This window comes from Piscicoccus intestinalis NBRC 104926, assembly GCF_001515525.1.
Taxonomy (GTDB): Bacteria; Actinomycetota; Actinomycetes; order Actinomycetales; family Dermatophilaceae; genus Kineosphaera; species Kineosphaera intestinalis.
Window position 1 is genome coordinate 1 of record NZ_BCNQ01000096.1, and the last position, 18,634, is coordinate 18,634.

The 18,634-nt window shown below is 72.7% G+C and carries 21 protein-coding genes and 1 tRNA gene; 14 read left to right on the forward strand and 8 right to left on the reverse strand.

Annotated elements, in window-relative coordinates:
* The coding region (locus PINTE_RS14575; protein WP_157087271.1) for a response regulator at positions 1–426 on the reverse strand (426 nt) is incomplete at its 3' end.
* Positions 423–1,646: a sensor histidine kinase gene (locus PINTE_RS14580; protein ID WP_157087272.1), complete on the reverse strand. Its 1,224-nt coding sequence runs from the start codon at positions 1,644–1,646 to the stop codon at positions 423–425. The genes PINTE_RS14580 and PINTE_RS14575, both read right to left, overlap by 4 nt.
* Before the next feature lie 216 nt (positions 1,647–1,862).
* Here PINTE_RS14580 and PINTE_RS14585 point away from each other — a divergent pair, with 216 nt between their 5' ends.
* Positions 1,863–2,444 (forward strand): hypothetical protein, encoded by a 582-nt coding sequence (locus tag PINTE_RS14585; protein WP_068432157.1) that lies wholly within the window; start codon positions 1,863–1,865, stop codon positions 2,442–2,444.
* Between the two features lie 129 nt (positions 2,445–2,573).
* Here the strand turns inward: PINTE_RS14585 and PINTE_RS14590 are convergent, their stop codons facing one another.
* The gene (locus PINTE_RS14590; protein ID WP_068432160.1) at positions 2,574–3,356 is read right to left on the reverse strand and encodes a sugar phosphate isomerase/epimerase family protein; all 783 of its coding nucleotides are present in this window, start codon (positions 3,354–3,356) and stop codon (positions 2,574–2,576) included.
* A 64-nt stretch (positions 3,357–3,420) separates the two neighbouring features.
* Between PINTE_RS14590 and PINTE_RS14595 the strand changes: the two genes are divergently transcribed.
* From PINTE_RS14595 to PINTE_RS14605, 3 genes are all read left to right on the forward strand, one after another.
* A complete protein-coding gene (locus tag PINTE_RS14595) occupies positions 3,421–4,314 on the forward strand; it encodes a ketopantoate reductase family protein (RefSeq protein ID WP_068432162.1) in 894 nt (297 codons plus the stop codon).
* 195 nt (positions 4,315–4,509) lie between these two features.
* Positions 4,510–4,830: a helix-turn-helix transcriptional regulator gene (locus tag PINTE_RS24425; protein WP_245642963.1), complete on the forward strand. Its 321-nt coding sequence runs from the start codon at positions 4,510–4,512 to the stop codon at positions 4,828–4,830.
* Entirely contained in the window at positions 4,827–6,143 is a 1,317-nt protein-coding gene (locus PINTE_RS14605; protein ID WP_068432167.1) for a type II toxin-antitoxin system HipA family toxin, read from the forward strand. The genes PINTE_RS24425 and PINTE_RS14605 overlap by 4 nt, the downstream gene beginning before the upstream one ends.
* A gap of 27 nt (positions 6,144–6,170) precedes the next feature.
* On the opposite strand, the gene PINTE_RS14610 is transcribed toward PINTE_RS14605, so the two are convergent.
* Positions 6,171–6,830, reverse strand: coding sequence for a GntR family transcriptional regulator (locus PINTE_RS14610; protein ID WP_068432170.1), 660 nt, complete (start codon positions 6,828–6,830; stop codon positions 6,171–6,173).
* Positions 6,831–6,908: 78 nt separating this feature from the next.
* On the opposite strand from PINTE_RS14610, the gene PINTE_RS14615 reads away from it, so the two are divergent.
* From PINTE_RS14615 to PINTE_RS14630, 4 genes are all read left to right on the forward strand, one after another.
* The gene (locus PINTE_RS14615) at positions 6,909–8,069 is read left to right on the forward strand and encodes an Ldh family oxidoreductase (RefSeq protein WP_084343634.1); all 1,161 of its coding nucleotides are present in this window, start codon (positions 6,909–6,911) and stop codon (positions 8,067–8,069) included.
* A gap of 24 nt (positions 8,070–8,093) precedes the next feature.
* The gene (locus PINTE_RS14620) at positions 8,094–8,423 is read left to right on the forward strand and encodes a putative quinol monooxygenase (RefSeq protein ID WP_068432173.1); all 330 of its coding nucleotides are present in this window, start codon (positions 8,094–8,096) and stop codon (positions 8,421–8,423) included.
* Positions 8,424–8,455: 32 nt separating this feature from the next.
* Positions 8,456–9,517, forward strand: coding sequence for an isocitrate/isopropylmalate dehydrogenase family protein (locus tag PINTE_RS14625; protein ID WP_068432176.1), 1,062 nt, complete (start codon positions 8,456–8,458; stop codon positions 9,515–9,517).
* A 61-nt stretch (positions 9,518–9,578) separates the two neighbouring features.
* The gene (locus PINTE_RS14630) at positions 9,579–10,976 is read left to right on the forward strand and encodes an aldehyde dehydrogenase family protein (RefSeq protein ID WP_068432179.1); all 1,398 of its coding nucleotides are present in this window, start codon (positions 9,579–9,581) and stop codon (positions 10,974–10,976) included.
* A gap of 57 nt (positions 10,977–11,033) precedes the next feature.
* On the opposite strand, the gene PINTE_RS14635 is transcribed toward PINTE_RS14630, so the two are convergent.
* Together PINTE_RS14635 and PINTE_RS23300 are read right to left on the reverse strand one after the other, a co-directional pair.
* A complete protein-coding gene (locus PINTE_RS14635; protein WP_068432182.1) occupies positions 11,034–11,936 on the reverse strand; it encodes a PH domain-containing protein in 903 nt (300 codons plus the stop codon).
* Positions 11,937–11,969: 33 nt separating this feature from the next.
* Positions 11,970–12,140, reverse strand: a complete 171-nt coding sequence (locus PINTE_RS23300; RefSeq protein ID WP_169798540.1) for a hypothetical protein — start codon at positions 12,138–12,140, stop codon at positions 11,970–11,972.
* Positions 12,141–12,406: 266 nt separating this feature from the next.
* Here PINTE_RS23300 and PINTE_RS14640 point away from each other — a divergent pair, with 266 nt between their 5' ends.
* Positions 12,407–14,266 carry a DUF294 nucleotidyltransferase-like domain-containing protein gene (locus tag PINTE_RS14640; RefSeq protein WP_068432185.1) on the forward strand — a complete coding sequence of 620 codons (1,860 nt, stop codon included), beginning with the start codon at positions 12,407–12,409 and terminating at the stop codon, positions 14,264–14,266.
* Between the two features lie 6 nt (positions 14,267–14,272).
* Entirely contained in the window at positions 14,273–14,995 is a 723-nt protein-coding gene (locus PINTE_RS14645) for an exonuclease domain-containing protein (RefSeq protein ID WP_068432197.1), read from the forward strand.
* Positions 14,996–14,998: 3 nt separating this feature from the next.
* Here PINTE_RS14645 and upp read toward each other — a convergent pair whose 3' ends face one another.
* Complete coding sequence (upp, locus tag PINTE_RS14650) at positions 14,999–15,637, reverse strand: uracil phosphoribosyltransferase (protein ID WP_068432188.1); 639 nt, start codon at positions 15,635–15,637, stop codon at positions 14,999–15,001.
* Between the two features lie 112 nt (positions 15,638–15,749).
* Between upp and PINTE_RS14655 the strand changes: the two genes are divergently transcribed.
* Entirely contained in the window at positions 15,750–16,205 is a 456-nt protein-coding gene (locus PINTE_RS14655; protein WP_068432200.1) for a nucleoside deaminase, read from the forward strand.
* A gap of 162 nt (positions 16,206–16,367) precedes the next feature.
* Here the strand turns inward: PINTE_RS14655 and PINTE_RS23690 are convergent, their stop codons facing one another.
* A complete protein-coding gene (locus tag PINTE_RS23690; RefSeq protein ID WP_505803747.1) occupies positions 16,368–16,679 on the reverse strand; it encodes a hypothetical protein in 312 nt (103 codons plus the stop codon).
* On the opposite strand from PINTE_RS23690, the gene PINTE_RS25230 reads away from it, so the two are divergent.
* From PINTE_RS25230 to PINTE_RS14670, 3 genes are all read left to right on the forward strand, one after another.
* Entirely contained in the window at positions 16,633–16,923 is a 291-nt protein-coding gene (locus PINTE_RS25230) for a hypothetical protein (RefSeq protein ID WP_217996599.1), read from the forward strand. The genes PINTE_RS23690 and PINTE_RS25230 overlap by 47 nt on opposite strands.
* A gap of 3 nt (positions 16,924–16,926) precedes the next feature.
* Entirely contained in the window at positions 16,927–18,189 is a 1,263-nt protein-coding gene (locus PINTE_RS14665) for a PPOX class F420-dependent oxidoreductase (RefSeq protein WP_157087273.1), read from the forward strand.
* Positions 18,190–18,347: 158 nt separating this feature from the next.
* A tRNA-Ser gene (locus PINTE_RS14670) sits at positions 18,348–18,434 on the forward strand.
* The last annotated feature ends 200 nt before the right edge of the window (positions 18,435–18,634 follow it).

The window sequence follows — 18,634 nt, forward strand, 5'->3', positions numbered from 1 at the left end:
GAGCAGGGCGGCCACGACGCGGGCGTCCAGGAGGCTGCGGCCGGCCGCGGCGGCGCGCAGGGCGTCGGCGACCGCCTCCGGCTCGGCGTCCTTGTTGAGAAACCCCAGGGCCCCGGCGCCCAGCGCCTCGCGCACGGTGGCGTCGTCGTCGTAGGTGGTCAGCGCGACGGCGGCGGTGCGGGCCCCCGACGCGCGTAGCCGCCGAATGCCCTCGACCCCGCCGATGCCGGGCATGCGCAGGTCGGTGAGCAGCACGTCGGGGTCGAGGCGTGACACCGCCTCCAGGGCCTCTTCGGCGCTGGGCGCGGTCGCGACGACGTCGATGCCGGGCAGGAAGCCGAGCATGGCCCGCAGCCCCTCGCGCACCACGGTCTGGTCGTCGGCGACGACGACGGTGATCACTGCGGGGGTCTGTGCAGCGCTCATCTACTCCACTCCCATCGCACGGTCCAGCCCGCTGGCTCCGGCCCCGCGACCAGGTGCCCGCCGGCTGCCTCGACGCGGGCGCGCAGCCCGTCAATGCCATGGTGCCCGCTCGGATGCTCACCGGAGTCGGGGGCGGCCACCCGCTCGCCGGCGGCCGACACGACGGTGAGCCCGCCTGCGCGCACACGCACGTCGATCGGTGCACCGGGGGAGTGGCGCAGCGAGTTCGTCAGCGACTCCAACAGCACGGCGCGGGCCACTCCGGCGAGCTCGCCCGGCACCAGCGTGAGGTCGCCGTCGAGCCGCACCTGGGTGCCGGCCGCCCGCTGCAACCGCTCGCCCACCTCCGCGAACCAGGCGGTCAGCGGCGCGTCGTCGGCGGGAGCGGATTCACCCGACGCCGACCTCGGCCCAGGGGCCGGAGCCGGGGTCGACCGATCGGCGACCGGTCCGCCGCGGAGCGATTCGACGGCCCGGCGGGCCTCGACGAGCCCGGAGCGCGCGAGATCGGTCGAGGCGTCGAGCCGTTCCTGCAGCTGCGGCGAGGCGCCCTCCGCGCGGGCCTGCAGGGAAGCGGTCGTCAGCGACACCACGAGCCCGGACAGGGTGTGGGCCAGCACGTCGTGCAACCGGGCGCCGATCTCGCGCTGCAGCACGGCCGCGTCCGCGCGGGCCTGCTCCTGCTCGATGACCTCGCGTTGCGCGGCGGCGAGCTCGTCAAGCTCACGGCGGCGGCGGCGCTGCAGCGAGTAGGCGAGCATCCCGGCGGCCGCGACGACGTTCGCGGCCGCCGACACCGGGCTGCCGGACTCGCGCCACGACTCCATGCCGAGATAGGCCACCGGGAGCGCGCAGATCGCCACCGCCGGCAGCGGCGCCAGCGACCGGCCGGCGGCCAGCACGAGAAAGAACGGCATCCAGATCAGCGCGGGATGGAAGTCGAGCGCCGCGGCGACGACGACCGTGGCGGCCGCGAGCGCGATGAGTTCGCCCAGGCGCCACTCGCGCGTGCCCTCCCGGCGGCGCCGCACGATGCCGCCGACGAACACGACGACCCAGGCCCCGATCGCGGCCCAGGCCACCACCAGGGCGACGATCGGCACCGGACCGGTCCGCAGGGGCCCGGTCGCCGCGGCGACCGAGGCGACCGCCGCCGCGACGAGCGCCGTCGCCACGACGACACGAACGGGCCGCCGGCGCATCGGCGATGCAGCTGTCATGACAGGTCACGCTAGCTGCGGCCGCGCCCCCGCCCGGGCGGCTCGCGGTCGGATCCACCCGCTCCCGCTACGATCTCCACCCGGTCGTGAGCCCGTCTCGACCCCAGGGTGGAGATCGGGTGCCCGACACGGTGGAGACGGTGCCCGCGCCGGATCCACCCGCGACCGACCCCTGGGCCGATGCCCGCACACCCCCCTGGCGACGACGCTGAAGCCATGAACACGGACCTGATCATCACCTCCGCCGAGATCCTCCTCATCGTCGCCTTCATCGCCTGGCGCCAGTTTTCGCCGCGCCGCATCACCACCGCCATGACGCGGGTGCCGCTGGTGCTCGCCGTGGTCGGGCTCTACCAGGTCTCGCAGGTGGCGTACGCGGCGCGGCTCGGCGCCGGCGCGTGGCTGGGCGTGCTGCTCGGCGTCGCCTGCGCCGCGCTGATCGCCATCCCGCGCGGCGCCTCGATCCGCGTCTGGCGTACCGCCGACGGCACATGGATGCGCCGCGGCGGCTGGGCCACCGCCGGCTGGTGGTCGCTGGCGCTCGCGCTGCGGGCGGCCCTGGCGGTCCTGCTCATGCCGCTGCTCGGCGCCCCCGCCGCGGGCGGCGCGTTCACCGGGGCCACCGCGCTGCTGTACGTGGGCGTCAGCCTCGGCGTGCAGGCCCTGGTCGTCGGCCGGCGGGTGCGGGCCGCGGGTGGCACCGGCTCCGGCTCGGGTTCGTACCGGGGGCGGGGGCAGCTGCGACCGGTCGCGGTCGCGGGTCCGCAGGACGTGCTCCACGGTCAGGCCCGCTGGTAGCCCCGCCCCGGCACCACCCACCTTGTCGCCCGCCCGGCCGCGCCGGACGGGCGACCCGCGTGTCCCCGGCCGGCCGGCGTCATCGACGGGCGGGTTCGCGCCGGGTTCCGTTCGGTGCGGCCGCCCCGCTCACGTCGTGGCGAACAGCTCGCGTAGGAACCGCAGGGCCGCCGCCTTCTGCGCGTCGGGGATGTCGTGCATGATCTCCACCGACACGCCGCCGGCGTAGCCGGCGTCGTTGAGTGCCTGCGCGAACTCGCGGTGGGGGTAGCCGCCGGTGCCCGGCTCGTTGCGGCCCGTGTCGGCGGCCTGCACTGCGCAAACGAGGGCGCCCGCGGCGACGATGTGGTCGAGAGGCTCGGCCTCCTCTTGCACGTGATAGAGGTCGACGGCCACGCCGATCTCGGGTCGGTCGACCTGGCGCGCCAGTGATGTCGCCTCGCTGACGAGGCGCACGAAGTTGCACTCCTTGAGGTTCTGCGGCTCGATCCCGACGATGCAGCCGGAGCCGGCGAACGCGTCCGCGCACCAGTGGTAGGCCTCGACGAGCTCGGCCCGCCCGCGGTCGCGGTCGTAACCGTCGGGCAGGTTGCGCGACCACGCGGCCCCGAAGACCGCGGAGCGCGCGCCCGCAGCGGCGGCGACCTGCGCGGCCCGACCGAAGTAGGTGCGCAGCTCGGCGGCCGAACTACGCTGCGGCCCGGTCAGATACAGGCCGCGCGGCACGAACGACTGCAGCACGCTCACGCTGATGACGTCGCGGGCGATCCGGCCCAGGGCCTGGCTCGCGGCGGCGGCGCCGGCCGGCGTCGACAGATCGAACTCCGTGAGGCGCGCCTCCAGGTAGTCGAAGCCGAGGCGCGCCAGGGCGGCAGCGTTCTCGGTGCGGTCCGCGTACCCGATCGCTCGCATGGCCCGAGCCTCCCAGGTGCAGGGGCTCGGTAGCGTGCGGAACAGGAACGACATGGGAGGACACATGAGAGTCGGGGTGCTGGGAGCCGGGGCCGTCGGCTGCTACTTCGGCGGGATGCTCGCACGCGCCGGGCACGACGTCGTGCTCGTCGGGCGTCAGCAGCACGTCGACGCGATGGCCCACGGCCTGCGGATGGAGACGACGACCTTCGACGAGACGGTGCCGGTCGCCGCGACCGTGGACGCGGCGGCGCTGGCGGACTGCGAGCTGGTGCTCGTCGCCGTGAAGTCCGGCGACACCGAGGCGGCCGGTGACCAGCTGGCCGCGCACCTGCGGCCGGAAACCCTCGTGCTCAGCCTGCAGAACGGCGTCGACAACGCCGACCGGCTGGCGGCCCGGCTGGCCGGGTCGGCTCGTGTCGAACCGGCCGTCGTCTACGTCGCCACCGAGATGGCCGGCCCCGGCCACGTGCGCCACCACGGCCGCGGCGACCTCGTCGCCGGCCCGGGCGCCCGGTCGGTCGTGCCGGTCTTCGAGGAGGCGAGCGTGCCGGTCGCCGTCGGCGACGTCGCCGCCGCGCTGTGGGCCAAGCTCGTCGCCAACTGCGCGTGGAACGCGCTGTCGGCGATCACCATGCGCCCCTACGGCTGGCTCGACGAACTCGACGGCGCCGCAGGGGTGCTCGCCGACGTCATCGCCGAGTGCCGGGCGGTCGCGGCCGCCGAGGGCGTCACGTTGCCGAAGTCGCTCGAGGCCGACGTCGCGAGCCTGGCCCGCACGATGCCGACCCAGCGCTCATCCACCGCGCAGGACCTCGCGCGCGGCCGCCCCACCGAGATCGACCACCTCAACGGCTACGTCGTGCGCCGCGGGGATGACCTCGGCGTGCCGACACCCGTCAACGGCGTGCTGCTGCTGCTCGTGCGGGCGCTCGAGCGCGCCGCCGCCGAGGGGTAGCCCCGGCCAGCCACCGTTCGGACTATCACCGCACGTCACCGCCGCCGGCTCGAAACGCCCTGACCTGCACTTTCATCATGAGAGGTGCTCCCGACGCGACCACGGTGATAGTCCGAGGGGTGTCCACAGGCGGCAGTGAATAGGTCTTGGAGCGTTTGGAGACCTGCGACCGGCACGATCCTGCCGGTGCGGGAGGTGGCTCACGAAATCGGGCGCCCCGATGCCGGAAAACGGCAAGATCGTGCCGATCTTGTTGTCGGGCGCTCCGATGAGCCGCATACTGGTCACAAGCGGCACGATCATGCCGGTGGAGGTGTCATGCTGGGAGACCAGATCCGCAATCGGCGTCGCGAGTTGGGCCTACTGCAGGTGGACGTGGCTGAACTGGCAGGTGTCTCAGAGCGTTTCGTCCGAGCGGCGGAGAGCGACAAGCCGACCGTGCGACTCGACAAGCTCATGTCGGTGCTCGACACGCTTGGCCTCGACCTGACCGCTGTCGTACGGGGCGACAGGTGAGCGCCAGTGGGGTCGATCCGCGACGAGTCGAGCAGGCCGACGTCTACAAAGCCGGCCGTCTCGCGGCGCATCTCGTGCGTCAGGAGGGCGGCACCGAGTTCGCCTACCGCCCCGAGTATCTCGACATCGGGCCCGCGGTCGCGACAACCTTGCCGCTGCGCGAGGAGCCGGTGCGAGCTCCCGCCGGCGCCGTGCCGCCCTTCTTCGCGGGGCTGCTGCCGGAGGGACGCAGGCTCTCGGCGCTGCGCCGACAGGTCAAGACGTCCGCAGATGACGACCTGTCGCTGCTGCTCGCGGTCGGTGCCGATCCGGTCGGCGACGTACAGATCGTGCCGGCCGGTGCGACACCGGAGGTGCCGGAGCAGCCGCTGCGCCTGGATTCCGACTGGTCTGACGTCGACTTCGCCGAGGTGCTCGAAGGTGCGGGCATCGATCCAGTCGCGCTTGCGGGCGTTCAGGACAAGGCCTCCGGCCGCATGCTCACCGTGCCGCTCGTGTACGCCGGTCGGGCGCACCTGCTCAAGCTGGACCCGCCGGAGTATCCGGGCGTCGTCGTCGACGAAGACCACCTACTCAAGGTCGCGCGCAGGCTGCGGCAGCGGGTCGTGCAGGCCCAGGTGGTCCACGACCGAGCCGGTCGCCCGGGACTGCTCGTCGAGCGCTTCGACCGGGAGCCGGAGGGGTCGGGCCTGCGTGCCCTGCCCGTGGAAGACGGCGCCCAGCTGCTCGGGCGCTATCCTGCCGACAAGTACGCCGTGACGACCGAGGAGCTTCTCGCCGGAATCGGACGAGTCTGCGCCGCTCGCGCTGTCGCCGTTCGCGCCGTCCTCCAGCAGGTCGCCTTCGCGTGGCTCACCGGCAACGGTGATCTCCATGCCAAGAATGTCTCGGTCCTCGGGGTCGGCCGGGTTGCGCGCTCGAACCCGATGGCGGCGGTCGAACCGCCGACTGCGATCGACTGGTCGGCCCACGCTCCGTCGGACGCTGCCCGTTCTGGCCCGAATGCGACTGTGGCCGGGTCAGAATGGCGAGTGGCGCCGATCTACGACATCCCATCGACTGTGCCGTACGGCGACAAAGGCCTGGCGCTGTCGATCGCCGGTCGAACGGACTCGTTGTCGCGCAAGAGGTTTCTCAACCTCGCCGCGCAGTCGGGGGTGCCGGTCGCCGCGGCCGAGCGGGTCTTGTCGGAGTCGCTGAGGGCCACCGCGGACGTGGCCGACGGCATCCTCGAGGCGATGGCACTGGACGCGGGTCGGGCTCGCACTCTGCGGCGTGTGCTCGGCCGGCGGTGGAGCGACCTGTCGGGATGACCGCTGATGCCGGGCTGACGTGCGGGCTCAGCGGCCAAGGCGCGCGAGCACGGCGGCGACGGCGACGTCGCGCGCGGTGAGCACGTGCCGCTCGGCGAGCTCGCGGGCGAGCCCGGCGTCGTGGGCGACGAGTGCCGCGAGGATGTCGCGGTGCTCGGCGAGGGCGGCGTGGCGGCGCTCGTCGGATTCGTTGGTGAACACGCGATAGCGCGCCATCTGCACCCCCGTCTGATCGTGCAGGCGGCGCGCCCACGCGTTGCCCGCGATGCGGGCGATCAGCGCGTGGAACTCCTGCCCGGCGGCCATCGCGTCGTCGGGCAGGTCGACGAGGCGGGCGTTCCGTTCGACGAGCCCGGTCAGGGCCGCCAGGTCGGCCTCGCTCGCGCGCGCGGCCGCCTCGCCCGCCTGCAAGCCCTCGAGGGCCGCACGCACGGCGTACAGCTCATCGACGTCGCGGGTCGAGATGTCCCGCACGACAACGCCGCCCGTCGGCAGCTGCTCGAGCAGGCCCTCGGCCAGGAGCAGCCGCACCGCCTCCCGGAACGGGGTGCGGCTCACCCCGAAGGAGGCGGTCAGGCGCGTCTCGTTGAGCCGCTCACCCGGCGCGAGCTCGAGCGCGAGGATGCGGCGGCGCAGCTCGGTGTAGACGGCGTGGCTGCCCGAGGCCCGGCGCAGCGGAGAGGACATGGAACTCCTTGCGTATTTGTATACAAGTGTGCTTTAGTTGGACCAGTCTTACACGGCGCAGCGATCAGGAGGAGCGCCATGCCGAGTGTGCCCCGCCCCGAGCAAGCCACCGAGCAGTCGACCGAACAAGCCACTGGACAAGCCACCGAGCAACCCACCGAGCACCCCACGCGGGTTCGCCCCGACGACCTGCACGCCTTCATGACGGCGACGCTGCGCGCCGAGGGCGTGCCCGACGCCGACGCGCAGCTGCTCTCCGACACCCTCGTCGTCGCCGAGCTCTGGGGCCACGCCTCGCACGGCGCGCTGCGGCTGCCCTGGTACATCGAGCGGCTGCGCTCGGGCGCGATGCGCACGGTCACCGACGTGGCGACCGTCACCGACTCCGGCGCGGTCGTCGTGCTGGACGGCCGGGACGGCATCGGCCAGGTCATCACCAACCACGCCGTCGACCTCGGCGTCGAGCGCGCGAAGGCCCACGGGGTCAGCGCGATCGGGGTGCGCAACTCCGGCCACTTCGGCACCGCCGCCTACTTCACCCGCCGCGCCGCCGACGCCGGCTGCGTCGCCTTCCTCGCCACCAACGCCTCGGCCGCGATGGCCGCCTGGGGTGGGCGCACGAAGTCGATCGGCACCAACCCGTGGTCGATCGCCGCGCCCGCGGGCCGCCACGGGGTCGTCGTCATGGATCTCGCGAACACCGCCGTCGCCCGCGGCAAGCTCTACCTCGCCAAGGAGCGCGGCACCTCGATCCCGGACGGCTGGGCCGCCGACGCACAGGGCCACCCGACGACCGATCCGGCCGCGGGCATCGAGGGCCTCATCCTGCCGATGGCCGGCCCGAAGGGCTACGTCATCGCGTTCCTCATGGACGTGCTCGCCGGCGTGCTCACCGGCAGTTCGTTCGGCGCCGACGTCGGCGGCCCCTACGAGCCCGGCCGCCGCAGCGGCGCCGGCCACCTGCTGCTCACCGTCGACGTCGCCGTGATGGGCGACCCGCGCGAGTTCTCCGCTCGCATGGAGACCCTCGTGGACCGGACCCGGGGTGGGGAGCCGGCCGGGTGGGCGAGCGAGATCCTCACCCCCGGCGAGCTGGAGGACCGCAATCGCGCCCGCCACGAGCGCGAGGGCATCCTGCTGGCCGCCCACACGTGGGCCTCCCTGGCGACCCTGGCGGAGCAGACCGGCACCACGCTGCCGCCCGCCGCCCAAGGCGCCGACACCGACTCCACCTACTGAACCCCGACCGCGAAAGGACCAGCCATGATCACCCTGACCGTCACCCTGTGGGTCAAGCCCGGCCACCTCGACGGCTTTCTCGACGCGATTACCGCCAACGCCGAGGCCACGTTCGCCGAGCCGGGCTGCCGGTACTTCGACATCAATCAGGCGCTCGACGACGACCACACGTTCACGTTCTACGAGCTGTACGTCGACGAGGAGGCGGCGGCCGCGCACCGCACGTACCCGCACTTCGCCCGCTGGCGCGAGGCCGTGGGCGAGCACGTCGTGCCCGGCAGCCAGGTCAACACGCTGGCCCGCACGCTGACCCACCACGGCCCCGAGATCGACCCGCAGCCGCTCATCGGCTGACTGTCGCAACCACCCGACACAAAGGAGCGGCCATGAAGATCCTCGTCCTCCCCGGAGACGGCATCGGCCCGGAGATCACCGACGCCACCGTGCGCGTGCTGCACGCCCTTGACGAGCGCTTCGGCCTGCGGCTCGAGCTCGACACCGAGCAGATCGGGCTGGGCACGCTGCAGGCCGAGGGCACGACGCTGCCGCAGCGCGTGCTGACCAAGGTGCCGCAGGCCGACGGCACAATCCTCGGGCCCGTCTCCCACTTCGACTACCCGCCGCGCGCGCAGGGCGGCATCAACCAGTCCGCCGAGCTGCGGGTCGTCTTCAAGCTGTACGCCAACGTGCGCCCGTCGCGCTCGCTGCCCGGGTTCAGCGTGCTGCGCGAGCCGATGGACCTCGTCATCGTGCGCGAGAACACCGAGGGCTTCTACTCCGACCGCAACATGCACGTCGGGCCGGGGGAGTTCATGACCGACCCCGACACCGCGCTGTCGATCCGCAAGATCACCCGGCGGGCGAGCACGAGCGTCGCGCGCGCCGCGTTCGAGCTGGCCCGCACCCGCCGCCAGAAGCTGACCGTCGTGCACAAGGCCAACGTGCTCAAGCTCTCCGACGGCTTCTGGTTGGAGTGCGTGCGCGAGGTCGCCGCAGAGTACCCCGACGTCGAGCTGCGCCCGCTCATCGTCGACGCGACCGCCGCCCGGCTCGTCAAGAGCCCCGCCGAGTTCGACGTGCTCGTCACGACGAACATGTTCGGCGACATCCTCTCCGACGAGGCGAGCGAGCTGAGCGGGAGCCTGGGGCTCGGCGGCTCCATCAATGTCGGCGCCGACGTGTGCGTCGCGCAGGCCCAACACGGCTCGGCGCCCGACATCGCGGGGCAGGGCATCGCCAACCCCGTCTCGCTGATCCGCTCCGCCGGCATGCTGCTCGACTGGTTCGGCCACCGCGCCGGCCGCGACGAGCTCGTGCGGGCGGCCCGACTGCTCGACGAGCGGGTCGACGCCGTGCTCGCGGACCCCGCGACCCGCACCCGCGACCTCGGCGGAGGATTGGGCACCGCCGAATTCACCGACGCGGTGCTCGCGCGCTTGTCGCACTGACCTGACACAAACCGCCGATCGGCCGATCCGGCCCAGTCGGCCCTGCCCGAAAGACACGCTGATGACCGACCGGCACGTCCTGACCATCGACCCGTCGACCGGCGCCGAGCTGGCCCGCTACGACGCCATGACCTCGGCCCAGGTGGAGGAGACGCTCGCCGCGGCGCACGCCGCCGCCACCGACTGGGCTCGCGTCGCCCCGCAGGAGCGGGCCGCCCGGCTCACCGCCCTCGCGGCCACCCTGCGCGCCCAGGCCGAGCCACTCGCCGCGCTGGCCACCGCCGAGATGGGCAAGCCGCTGGGCGAGTCCCGCGGGGAGGTGGAGAAGTCGGCGCTGACCGCGCAGTACTACGCCCGCACCGCCCCCGCGCTGCTCGCCGACCGTCCGGTCGAGCTGGACGGCACGAGTGGCGTCACCGCCTGGGTCGGCCAGGAGCCGATGGGCGTCGTGCTCGCGGTCATGCCGTGGAACTTCCCGATCTGGCAGGTCATGCGCGCCGCGATCCCGATCGTCACGGCCGGCAACGCGCTGCTGCTCAAGCACTCGCCCAACGTCACCGGCTCCGCGCTGGCGATGGCGCGGGTGTTCGCCGACGCCGGCTTCCCGGCGCACGTGGTGTCGGTGCTCGTGGTCGACGAGCCGGCCGTTCCGGAGACGATCGACGCGCTCATCGAGGACGACCGCGTGGCCGCGGTGACCCTCACCGGCAGCAACCGCGCCGGCGCCGCGGTCGGTGCCGCTGTCGGCCGCGCCGCCAAGCCGTCGGTGCTCGAGCTCGGCGGCTCCGACCCGTTCGTCGTGCTCGCCGACGCCGACGTCGAGGCCGCCGCCGCGGCCGGCGTGCGTGCCCGCTTCCACAACGCCGGGCAGAGCTGCGTGTGCGCCAAGCGCTTCATCGTGCACGAGTCGGTCGCCGACGAGTTCACGCGGCTCTTCGTCGAGGCGGCGCGGGCGCTCGTCGTCGGCGACCCCACCGACTCCGCGACGACGATGGGCCCACTGGCGCGCCCGGACCTGCGCGACGCCCTTCACCGCCAGGTGCGCGAATCGGTCGCGGCCGGCGCGGAACTGCGGCTCGGCGGCGACGCGATGCCGGGCCCGGGCAGCTTCTTCGAGCCCACCGTGCTCACCGGCACAGGTCCCGGCATGCCGGTCTTCGACGAGGAGACCTTCGGGCCCGTCGCCGCCATCGCCGCCGCCCGCGACGACGACCACGCCGTCGAGCTGGCCGGCGCCACGATCTACGGGCTCGCGCTGTCGGTGTGGGGCGAGCCGGAGCACGCCGTCACGGTGGCCCGGCGCATCACGAGCGGGGCGGCGTTCGTCAACGCCGTCACCGCCTCCGACCCGCGGCTGCCGTTCGGCGGCACCAAGCGCAGCGGGTACGGCCGTGAACTCGCGGAGGCGGGCCTGCTGGGTTTCAGCCACAGCCGCACCTGGTGGGTCGCGACGGCGTAGTCAGCGGAGCCGGCACCCTCGGGTCGCCCTCGGGTCGAGTTCGGGTCGAGCGTGCCCTCAGCGGCTCGGGTAGTACGGCTCGTCGGTGCCGTCGCCGTCGGTGCTGCGGTAGATCGTCTGGCCGCCGGAGGCGGCGACGTTCCCGAGGTCGAGCGATGTCGTCTCGTACGCCTCGTCGTACTCGTCGGCGTAGTCGTCGTCGTGGCGACGGGGCGCGCGAGTCGTGCGCCCGCGCCGGCCGGAGCTGTCGGAGCGGCGACCGGCCGACGCCTCCCGCGGCGGCCGCAGCTCCTGGATGGGCCCGGTCTCGTCGAGATCGTCGTAATCGTCGCGGTCGCGGTCGCGCGCGACGAACCGGCGCAGGTGCCGGGCGAAGAATCGGCGCCGGCCCTCGTCGTCTTCGTTCAGGATCTCGTCGAGGTAGTCCTCGTCCGGGCCGTCGACGTCGTCGTCGCCCTCCTTGTGGAAGATCTGGGCGATGATCGACTTGTACGTCTCGTCGGGTTGGGGGATGAACTTCAGGTTCGACAGGGCCTGGTCCTGTCCGGCGCTCTCCAGCACGAACGTGCCGTAGCCGAAGATGCGGCCCAGCACCGTGCGGTGGTAGGTCATGTCGGTGACCTTGCCCAACGGCATCATGTCGACCTTGCGCACGACGAACCCGTAGACGAGCAGCAGCCGCCGGTCGGTCGCGATGAACCACTCGCGCTGCCACTCCCACAGGAAGAACGCCGCACGGCCGGCGAGCGCGAACCACAGCCACCACACCAGGTCGCCGAGCTGCATCGCGTTGGCGTCCAGGGAGGCCGACAGCCACAGGGCGATGACGAGGCCCACGACGGCCAGGGCCACCGGCTCCGCGACCGTGGCCCAGTGCCGGTGCCTGGCGACGACGATCTTCTCGCCCCGCAGCAGGTACCGCTCGAGAGTGTCGAGATTGCGCTCGGGCGTGGCGGGCATGGCGTCAGGGTAGGCACGGCCGGGGCGGCCTGCCTACCGCCCCAGGAGCCGGTCGAAGAAGATTCCGACGGAAGTGAATCCGTTGACGATGATCTCCCAGACGGTGATGAGCAGGTCAGCCGCCCGGTCCGGGCTCGTGAAGATCGCGTAGATGACGAAGATCCAGAAGATCCACACGAAGATCCGTTTCACCTGATGCGGCATGCAGACTCCTCGGGCGTGGGATCTCGTCCTGAGCGGCCGTGGCCTCGGCACAGCTCGCCACCATCGAATCACACCGGTGTGATGCCGCGAAATCACACACGCCGGTGCGGGGTTGGTCTCGGAGCCGGTCCCGTCAGGTGCGCGGCCGACTCGCCCGGCCCTGCCTCACCCGCCCCGCCCACCCGCGCGCCCCGGGCCCGCCCGGCCCGACTCCAAAGTGCCTCGAACTCGCCCAGTGGTCCGTCCGCGCCGTGTTCACTTGCCCCATGGATGTCGAACTGCACGAGGTGCGCGATTTCCTCGCCGTGAACCCGCCCTTCGACCAGCTGCCCGACGCGGTGCTCGACGAGCTGCCGGCGCTGATGACGACGCGCTACGTGCGGCGCGGCGAGGAGATCCTCACGCTGGGGGAGCCGAACGACGAGTTCTACGTCATCCGCAGCGGCGCGATCGACCTGCGCGACGAGGGCGACAACCTCGTCGAACGGGCCGCGGAGGGTTCGAGCATGGGCACCGTCACCCTCGTCGACGGCGACCCCTCGACGTTCCGGGCGGTCGCCAGCGAGGACACGCTCGTGCTCGTCATGTCCGGTCCCGACTGGCACCGCCTCGCCGGGTCGAACACCGCGTTCCGCGAGTTCTTTCTCGGTCAGCGCCGCGAGCGGGTGCGGGGCGCGTTACGCAACGCCCACCTCGCCGACTCCGGCATGGCGGTGCTGCGCACGCGAGCCAAAGACATGGTGCGGCACGCGATCGTCGAGACCACCGCCGACGCCTCGGTGCGCGAGGCCGCCCGCATCATGGCCGACCGCAACGTCTCGTCGATCCTGGTCATGGACGGGCCCCGCATCCTCGGCATCGTCACCGACCGCGACCTGCGTAAACGGGTCGTCGCCGCGGGTCTGGACACCTCCGACTCCGTCTCGTCGGTGATGACGCCCGACCCGACCGTCGTCGCCGCCGAGGCAGTCGCCTTCGAGGTGCTGCTGCTCATGATGGACGGGCAGATCCACCACCTGCCGGTCGTGGAGTCCGGCCGTCCGATCGGCGTCATCACGAGCACCGACCTCGTGCGGCTCGAACACGCCAACCCGGTCTACCTCGTGCGCGACATCGCCACCCAGGCCGACGTCGCCGGCGTCGCCAAGGTCACGTCGCGGCTGCCGCAGACCGTCACCCGGCTCGTCTCCCAGGACGCGACCGCCGACGACATCGGCAAGGTCGTCACGGCCGTCGCCGACTCTGTGGTCCGCAAGATCATCGCGCTCGCGGAGGCCGACCTCGGCCGCCCGCCGGTGCCGTACTGCTGGATGGTGCTCGGCTCCCAGGCCCGGGGCGAATCGGCCCTCGGCAGCGACCAGGACAACGCGATCATCCTCGCCGACGACGCCGGGCCCGAGGGGGAGCGCTACGTCGCGGCCCTCGCCGAGAAGGTCGTGGCCGGTCTCGAACAGTGCGGTTACCCCCGCTGCGAGGGCGACGTCATGGCGACGAATCCCCGCTGGCGCCAGTCATTGTCGGGCTGGCGCAAGGAGTTCTCCCGGTGGTTGCACGAGCCGACCTCCGACGCGCTGCTCAACGCGGCGATCTTCTTCGACGCCCGCGCGCTGGCCGGGGACACCACGCTGTTCACCGACCTGTACCGCGGGGTGCAGGCGCAGGCCCAGAAGTCCGGCCGGTTTCTCGGCCTCATGGCCGCGCAGGCCGTGCGGCACGAGCCGCCGCTGGGCTTCTTCCGCGGGTTCGTGCTGCAGAAGGAGGGCGAGCACAAAGACACGCTCAACCTCAAGTGGGGCGGCATCGGGGCGGTGCAGGAGACGGCCCGCGTGCTCGCCCTCGCCGCCGGCTCGCCCGCGATGCGCACCCACGACCGGATCACCGACGCCGCCAACGCCCACCTGTTGACCCACGAGACCGCCACCGACCTGTCCGACGCGTACGAGTTCATCTCCTACGTGCGGCTCGAACATCAGGCGAAGGCGGTGCTCGACGGGCGCAGCCCGGGCAACCACGTCAACCCGGACACCCTGAGCAGCCTCGACCGGCGGCACCTGCGCGACGCGTTCGGGGTGGTGCGCACCGTGCAGGGGCAGGTGGCCCAGCGCTACCCGGCGGCGAGAATCTGAATGGGCATGAAGCTGGTGCCGTCCGCGCTGAGCGCGGCCGCGCGCGCCGAACGCAAACGCACGCGGCTGGCGCGGCAGGCCCCACCGGGCGCTCTGCAGGACTACCTGGCCACCCCGCTCGACGGGCTGCGCACCCCGTTGTCGCAGGCCAGGCTCCTGGCGGTCGATCTGGAGACCACCGGCCTGGACCCGGCGCGCGACCTCGTGCTGTCGATCGGGTTCGTGCCGATCGACGGCCTGTCGATCCGGCTCGGCGGCGCGGGCGGGTCGATCGTGTGCCCGCCCTCACGCGGCGTCGACGCCGGGCGCGGGCCGGGGCAGAGCGCGGCGGTGCACGGGCTCACCGACGACGTCGTCGCTGCCGGCGTGCCCTTGCGGGAGGCCCTGGAGCAGGTGCTCGTGGCGCTGCGCGGACGGGTGCTCGTCGCGCACTTCGTCTCGATCGAGCGGGACTTTCTCGCCGCCGCCTGCCGGCGCCTGCACGGCGTCGACCTGCCGCTGACGATGATCGACACCCTCGAACTGCAGCGGCTCATCGTCGCCGGACCCGAGGGGCACGTGCGCGGCGGGGCGCTGCGGCTGGCCGCCGCCCGGGAGCACTTCGGGCTGCCGCGCTACCGCGCGCACGACGCGGTGACCGACGCCCTGGCCTGCGCCGAGCTGTACCTCGCGCAGGTCGCGCACCTCGGCAGGCGCGGCGAGGCGCCGCTGAGCCACGTGCTCGAGTGAGACTCAGACGACGCCGTAGAGCCGGTCTCCGGCGTCGCCGAGGCCGGGCACGATGTAGCCCTTCTCGTTGAGCCGCTCGTCGATGGAGCCGAGCACGAGGGTGACCGGGGGCTCCACGTCCGCGAGCTGCTCCTCCAGGTGCGCGATGCCCTCGGGCGCGCCGAGCAGGCAGACCGCGGTGATGTCCTGGGCGCCGAGACCGACGAGATAGTCGATCGCCATGACGAGCGTGTGGCCCGTGGCGAGCATCGGGTCGAGCACGAAACACTGTCTCCCGGAAAGATCTTCGGGGAGACGGTTGGCGTACGCGGTGACCTCGAGGGAGTCCTCGTCGCGCACCATGCCGAGAAAGCCGACCTCGGCCGTCGGCAGCATCCGCACCATGCCCTCGAGCATGCCGAGACCCGCGCGCAGGATCGGCACGATGACCGGTTTGGGCCGCGCCAGCTTGATGCCCTTCGTCGGGGCGACCGGGGTCTCGATGTCGAACGGCTCGACACGCACCTCGCGGGTCGCCTCGTAGGCGAGCAGGGTCACGAGCTCCTCCGCCAGACGCCGGAACGTCGGGGAGTCGGTGCGCTGGTCGCGCAGATACGTGAGCTTGTGGGCGATGAGCGGGTGGTCGGCCACGTGGACGCGCATGGGTGAAACTTAGCGTGTGAGCGCAGACCGGCACGGATCCGAGCAGGTGTGGCTGCCCCCTGCTACCGAGGAGCGCGCCGAGCCGATCGTGTCGGAGTCGGTGCTGTCGGTGCTGGCGGCGCTGCTCGAACGGGCCGCGGGGGCCGGTGCCGACGGGGAGGTGCCCGTCGCGGCGGCCGTGCTCGACGCCTCGGGTGCGGTGCTGGCCGACGGCGTCAACGGGCGCGAGACCGGCTCCGACCCGACGGCGCACGCGGAGATCGTCGCGTTGCGCGCAGCGGGGTCGGCCGTGGGCCGGTGGCGGCTCGACGGATGCACGCTTGTCGTCACGCTCGAACCCTGCGCGATGTGCGCCGGCGCGGCGATCCAGGCCCGTGTCGACCGGATCGTCTTCGGCGCCTTCGACGACAAGGCCGGCGCGTGCGGCTCGGTGTGGGACCTGCCCCGTGACCGGCTCGCCCTGCACCGCCCCGCCGTCGTCGGCGGCGTGCTCGAGGCCGAGTCGTCGGCCCTGCTGCGCGCCTTCTTCGCCTCCCGCCGCCGCGAACGCCCCTACCAACAACCGTGAAAACTGCGTGTCGTTGTCAAAACTGCTGTTCGTGTCGCAGGTTTGACCACGACACGCAGTCTTGAGGGACGTTGGGGGGCGGTCGGGGGCGGTCGGGGACGGTCAGCGTCGGTCGGGGACGGTCAGCGTCGGTCGGGGACGGTCAGCGTCGGTCAGCGCCGGTCAGGGACAGTCAGGGACGGTCAGCGTTGGTGGCCGGGGTTGCTGCCGGGCCGTTCGACGTCTGCGCCGGCATCGAGGCGGCGGGCGAGGCGCAGGATGTCGCGCCAGGTGGTGCCGGCGACGACGCCGCCGTCGCACAGGATCTCGGAGCCGGTCAGATAGGACGCGCGGGGGCTGACGGCGAACGCGATGACCTCGGCGATCTCCTCGACGCGGGCGAGCCGCTTCAGCGCGCCGCAGCAGCGCCTCGACCGCACGCGCATCGGTGACGTCGCACGGCACGACCGTGCAATCGACTCCCTCGGCGCGCAGTTCGGCGGCGGCGGTCGAGGCCGGCGGCGTCGCGGTCGGTGAGCACGAGGCGGTGCTCGTGGCCGAGGAGACGAGCCGTGCCCAGCCCGATGCCACCGGCCGCGCCGGTGACGAGAGCGACGGCATCAGGACTGGTCATCGCCTCGATTATGCGCTTGCCCAGCGGTTTTCGCGTCCATCTTGCGACGGAGGCCGCGGCGGTCCCGGCCGCGTGGGCGGCTCGTGCTCATCCGTGATGCGATGAGGCATGACCAGTTCTCGTCTCACCCAGTTCACGCATGACGGGCTCACGTTCGAGGTCAGCGACTCCGGCCCGGTCGCCGGACCGCTCGACGGTGAGGCGGTCGTGCTCCTGCACGGTTTTCCGCAGGACCGGCACTGCTGGCGCGCGGTGCGCGAGCGCCTGGAGGCGGCCGGGCTGCGTTGCCTCGCCCCCGACCAGCGCGGGTACTCGCCGAGCGCTTCGCCGGCGGAGGTCTCGGCGTACGCGATGCGGCATCTCGTCGGCGACGTCGTCGGGCTGCTCGACGCGGCCGGGCTGGAACGGGCTCACATCGTCGGGCACGACTGGGGCGGCGGCGTCGCGTGGTCGCTGGCCGCCGCGCATCCGGACCGCGTCGCGAGCCTGACGGTGCTCTCGACACCGCACCCGTCGGCGCTCGGCTGGGCGTTCCTGCGCAAGGGGCAAGTAGCACGCAGTTGGTACATGGGCGCGTTCCAGCTGCCCGGCGCGCCGGAGCGACTCCTCGCCTCGCGCCTGGCCGGGCTCGAGCGCGCGGGCCTGCCCGCCGCCGAGGCGCAGCGCTACGGGCGGCGGTTCGCCACACCGGGATCGCTGCGCGGACCGATCAACTGGTACCGGGCGGCGGCGCGCAGCCGAGGTCTCGTCGGGTCCGGCGAGGGGCCGTCGGTCGTGGGTGTGCCGACGACGTACGTGTGGGGATCGCGGGACCGCTATCTGGGCCGGGCCGCCGCGGAGAAGACCAGCGAATTCGTCGGTGCCGACTACCGGTTCGTCGAGGTCGACGACAACCACTGGCTGCCGGAGGTGCGCCCGGACCTCGTCGCCGACGAGGTGCTCGCGCGCGTGCGCGGGGACGCGGTCGACGACCCCGCGGTGAAGCGTCTCGGTGACGCCGAGTTTGTGTCACTGACGACGTACAAGCGCTCCGGTGAGCCGGTGTCGAACCCCATGTGGGTGGCCCGCGACGGCAACGAGCTGGTGTTCACGACCGTGGACGGCAGCTGGAAGGTCAAGCGGCTGCGACGCGACCCTCGCGTTCGGGTGGCCGTCAGTGACCGGCGCGGTCGGGTACGCCCGGGTGCCCTGACCGCCTCCGGGACCGCGCGGCTGGCCGGCGACGAGGCGACCCTGGCCCGCGCGGGCGAGGTGCTGCGCGGCAAGTACGGCGTGCAGTTCTCCGGCCTCTTGAAGGTGGAGTCGGTGGCCGCCCGCGGCAAGCGGGAGCGGGTGATCCTGCGCGTCGAGCTGGACTCGTCGCCGGAGTGAGTCGGGGGTGAGTCGGCGTAGGGCCGGCGTCGTGACCGGCTCCCTGAACGGCCGTCGGCGGCGTGCTGAGTGGCTTCATGGCCCGGCCGGGCCAGCGGCGACAGCCCTGTGCCGGACCGATTAACGCCCGGCGGCACCCCTTGGGTACCCTGTTCGGCGGTGGCGTGTCCGAGCGGCCAAAGGAGCACGCCTCGAAAGCGTGTGTGGGGGCAACTCCACCGTGGGTTCGAATCCCACCGCCACCGCCGTGGGCTGGCGACGAAAGTCGGCGGCCTAGGCGACGAAAGTCGCCCCAGACGCAGAAGCGCCGGTTTCACAAGGTTCTGGCCCTGTGAAACCGGCGCTTCTGCGTTGGTTTGGGGAGCGCGGAGGTTGTGAGCGCTGGCGTACGTGTCGTCGTTTCAGGGTGCAGCGCCTGCGCGGGGCAGGTGTCTGGTGTGCAGCG

Coding starts and splice junctions, on each gene's coding strand:
- PINTE_RS14580 (WP_157087272.1), bottom strand. CDS start 1,646: ATGACAGCTGCATCGCCGATGCGCCGGCGGCCCGTTCGTGTCGTCGTG.
- PINTE_RS14585 (WP_068432157.1), top strand. CDS start 1,863: ATGAACACGGACCTGATCATCACCTCCGCCGAGATCCTCCTCATCGTC.
- PINTE_RS14590 (WP_068432160.1), bottom strand. CDS start 3,356: ATGCGAGCGATCGGGTACGCGGACCGCACCGAGAACGCTGCCGCCCTG.
- PINTE_RS14595 (WP_068432162.1), top strand. CDS start 3,421: ATGAGAGTCGGGGTGCTGGGAGCCGGGGCCGTCGGCTGCTACTTCGGC.
- PINTE_RS14610 (WP_068432170.1), bottom strand. CDS start 6,830: ATGTCCTCTCCGCTGCGCCGGGCCTCGGGCAGCCACGCCGTCTACACC.
- PINTE_RS14615 (WP_084343634.1), top strand. CDS start 6,909: ATGCCGAGTGTGCCCCGCCCCGAGCAAGCCACCGAGCAGTCGACCGAA.
- PINTE_RS14620 (WP_068432173.1), top strand. CDS start 8,094: ATGATCACCCTGACCGTCACCCTGTGGGTCAAGCCCGGCCACCTCGAC.
- PINTE_RS14625 (WP_068432176.1), top strand. CDS start 8,456: ATGAAGATCCTCGTCCTCCCCGGAGACGGCATCGGCCCGGAGATCACC.
- PINTE_RS14630 (WP_068432179.1), top strand. CDS start 9,579: ATGACCGACCGGCACGTCCTGACCATCGACCCGTCGACCGGCGCCGAG.
- PINTE_RS14635 (WP_068432182.1), bottom strand. CDS start 11,936: ATGCCCGCCACGCCCGAGCGCAATCTCGACACTCTCGAGCGGTACCTG.
- PINTE_RS23300 (WP_169798540.1), bottom strand. CDS start 12,140: ATGCCGCATCAGGTGAAACGGATCTTCGTGTGGATCTTCTGGATCTTC.
- PINTE_RS14640 (WP_068432185.1), top strand. CDS start 12,407: ATGGATGTCGAACTGCACGAGGTGCGCGATTTCCTCGCCGTGAACCCG.
- PINTE_RS14645 (WP_068432197.1), top strand. CDS start 14,273: ATGAAGCTGGTGCCGTCCGCGCTGAGCGCGGCCGCGCGCGCCGAACGC.
- upp (WP_068432188.1), bottom strand. CDS start 15,637: ATGCGCGTCCACGTGGCCGACCACCCGCTCATCGCCCACAAGCTCACG.
- PINTE_RS14665 (WP_157087273.1), top strand. CDS start 16,927: ATGACCAGTTCTCGTCTCACCCAGTTCACGCATGACGGGCTCACGTTC.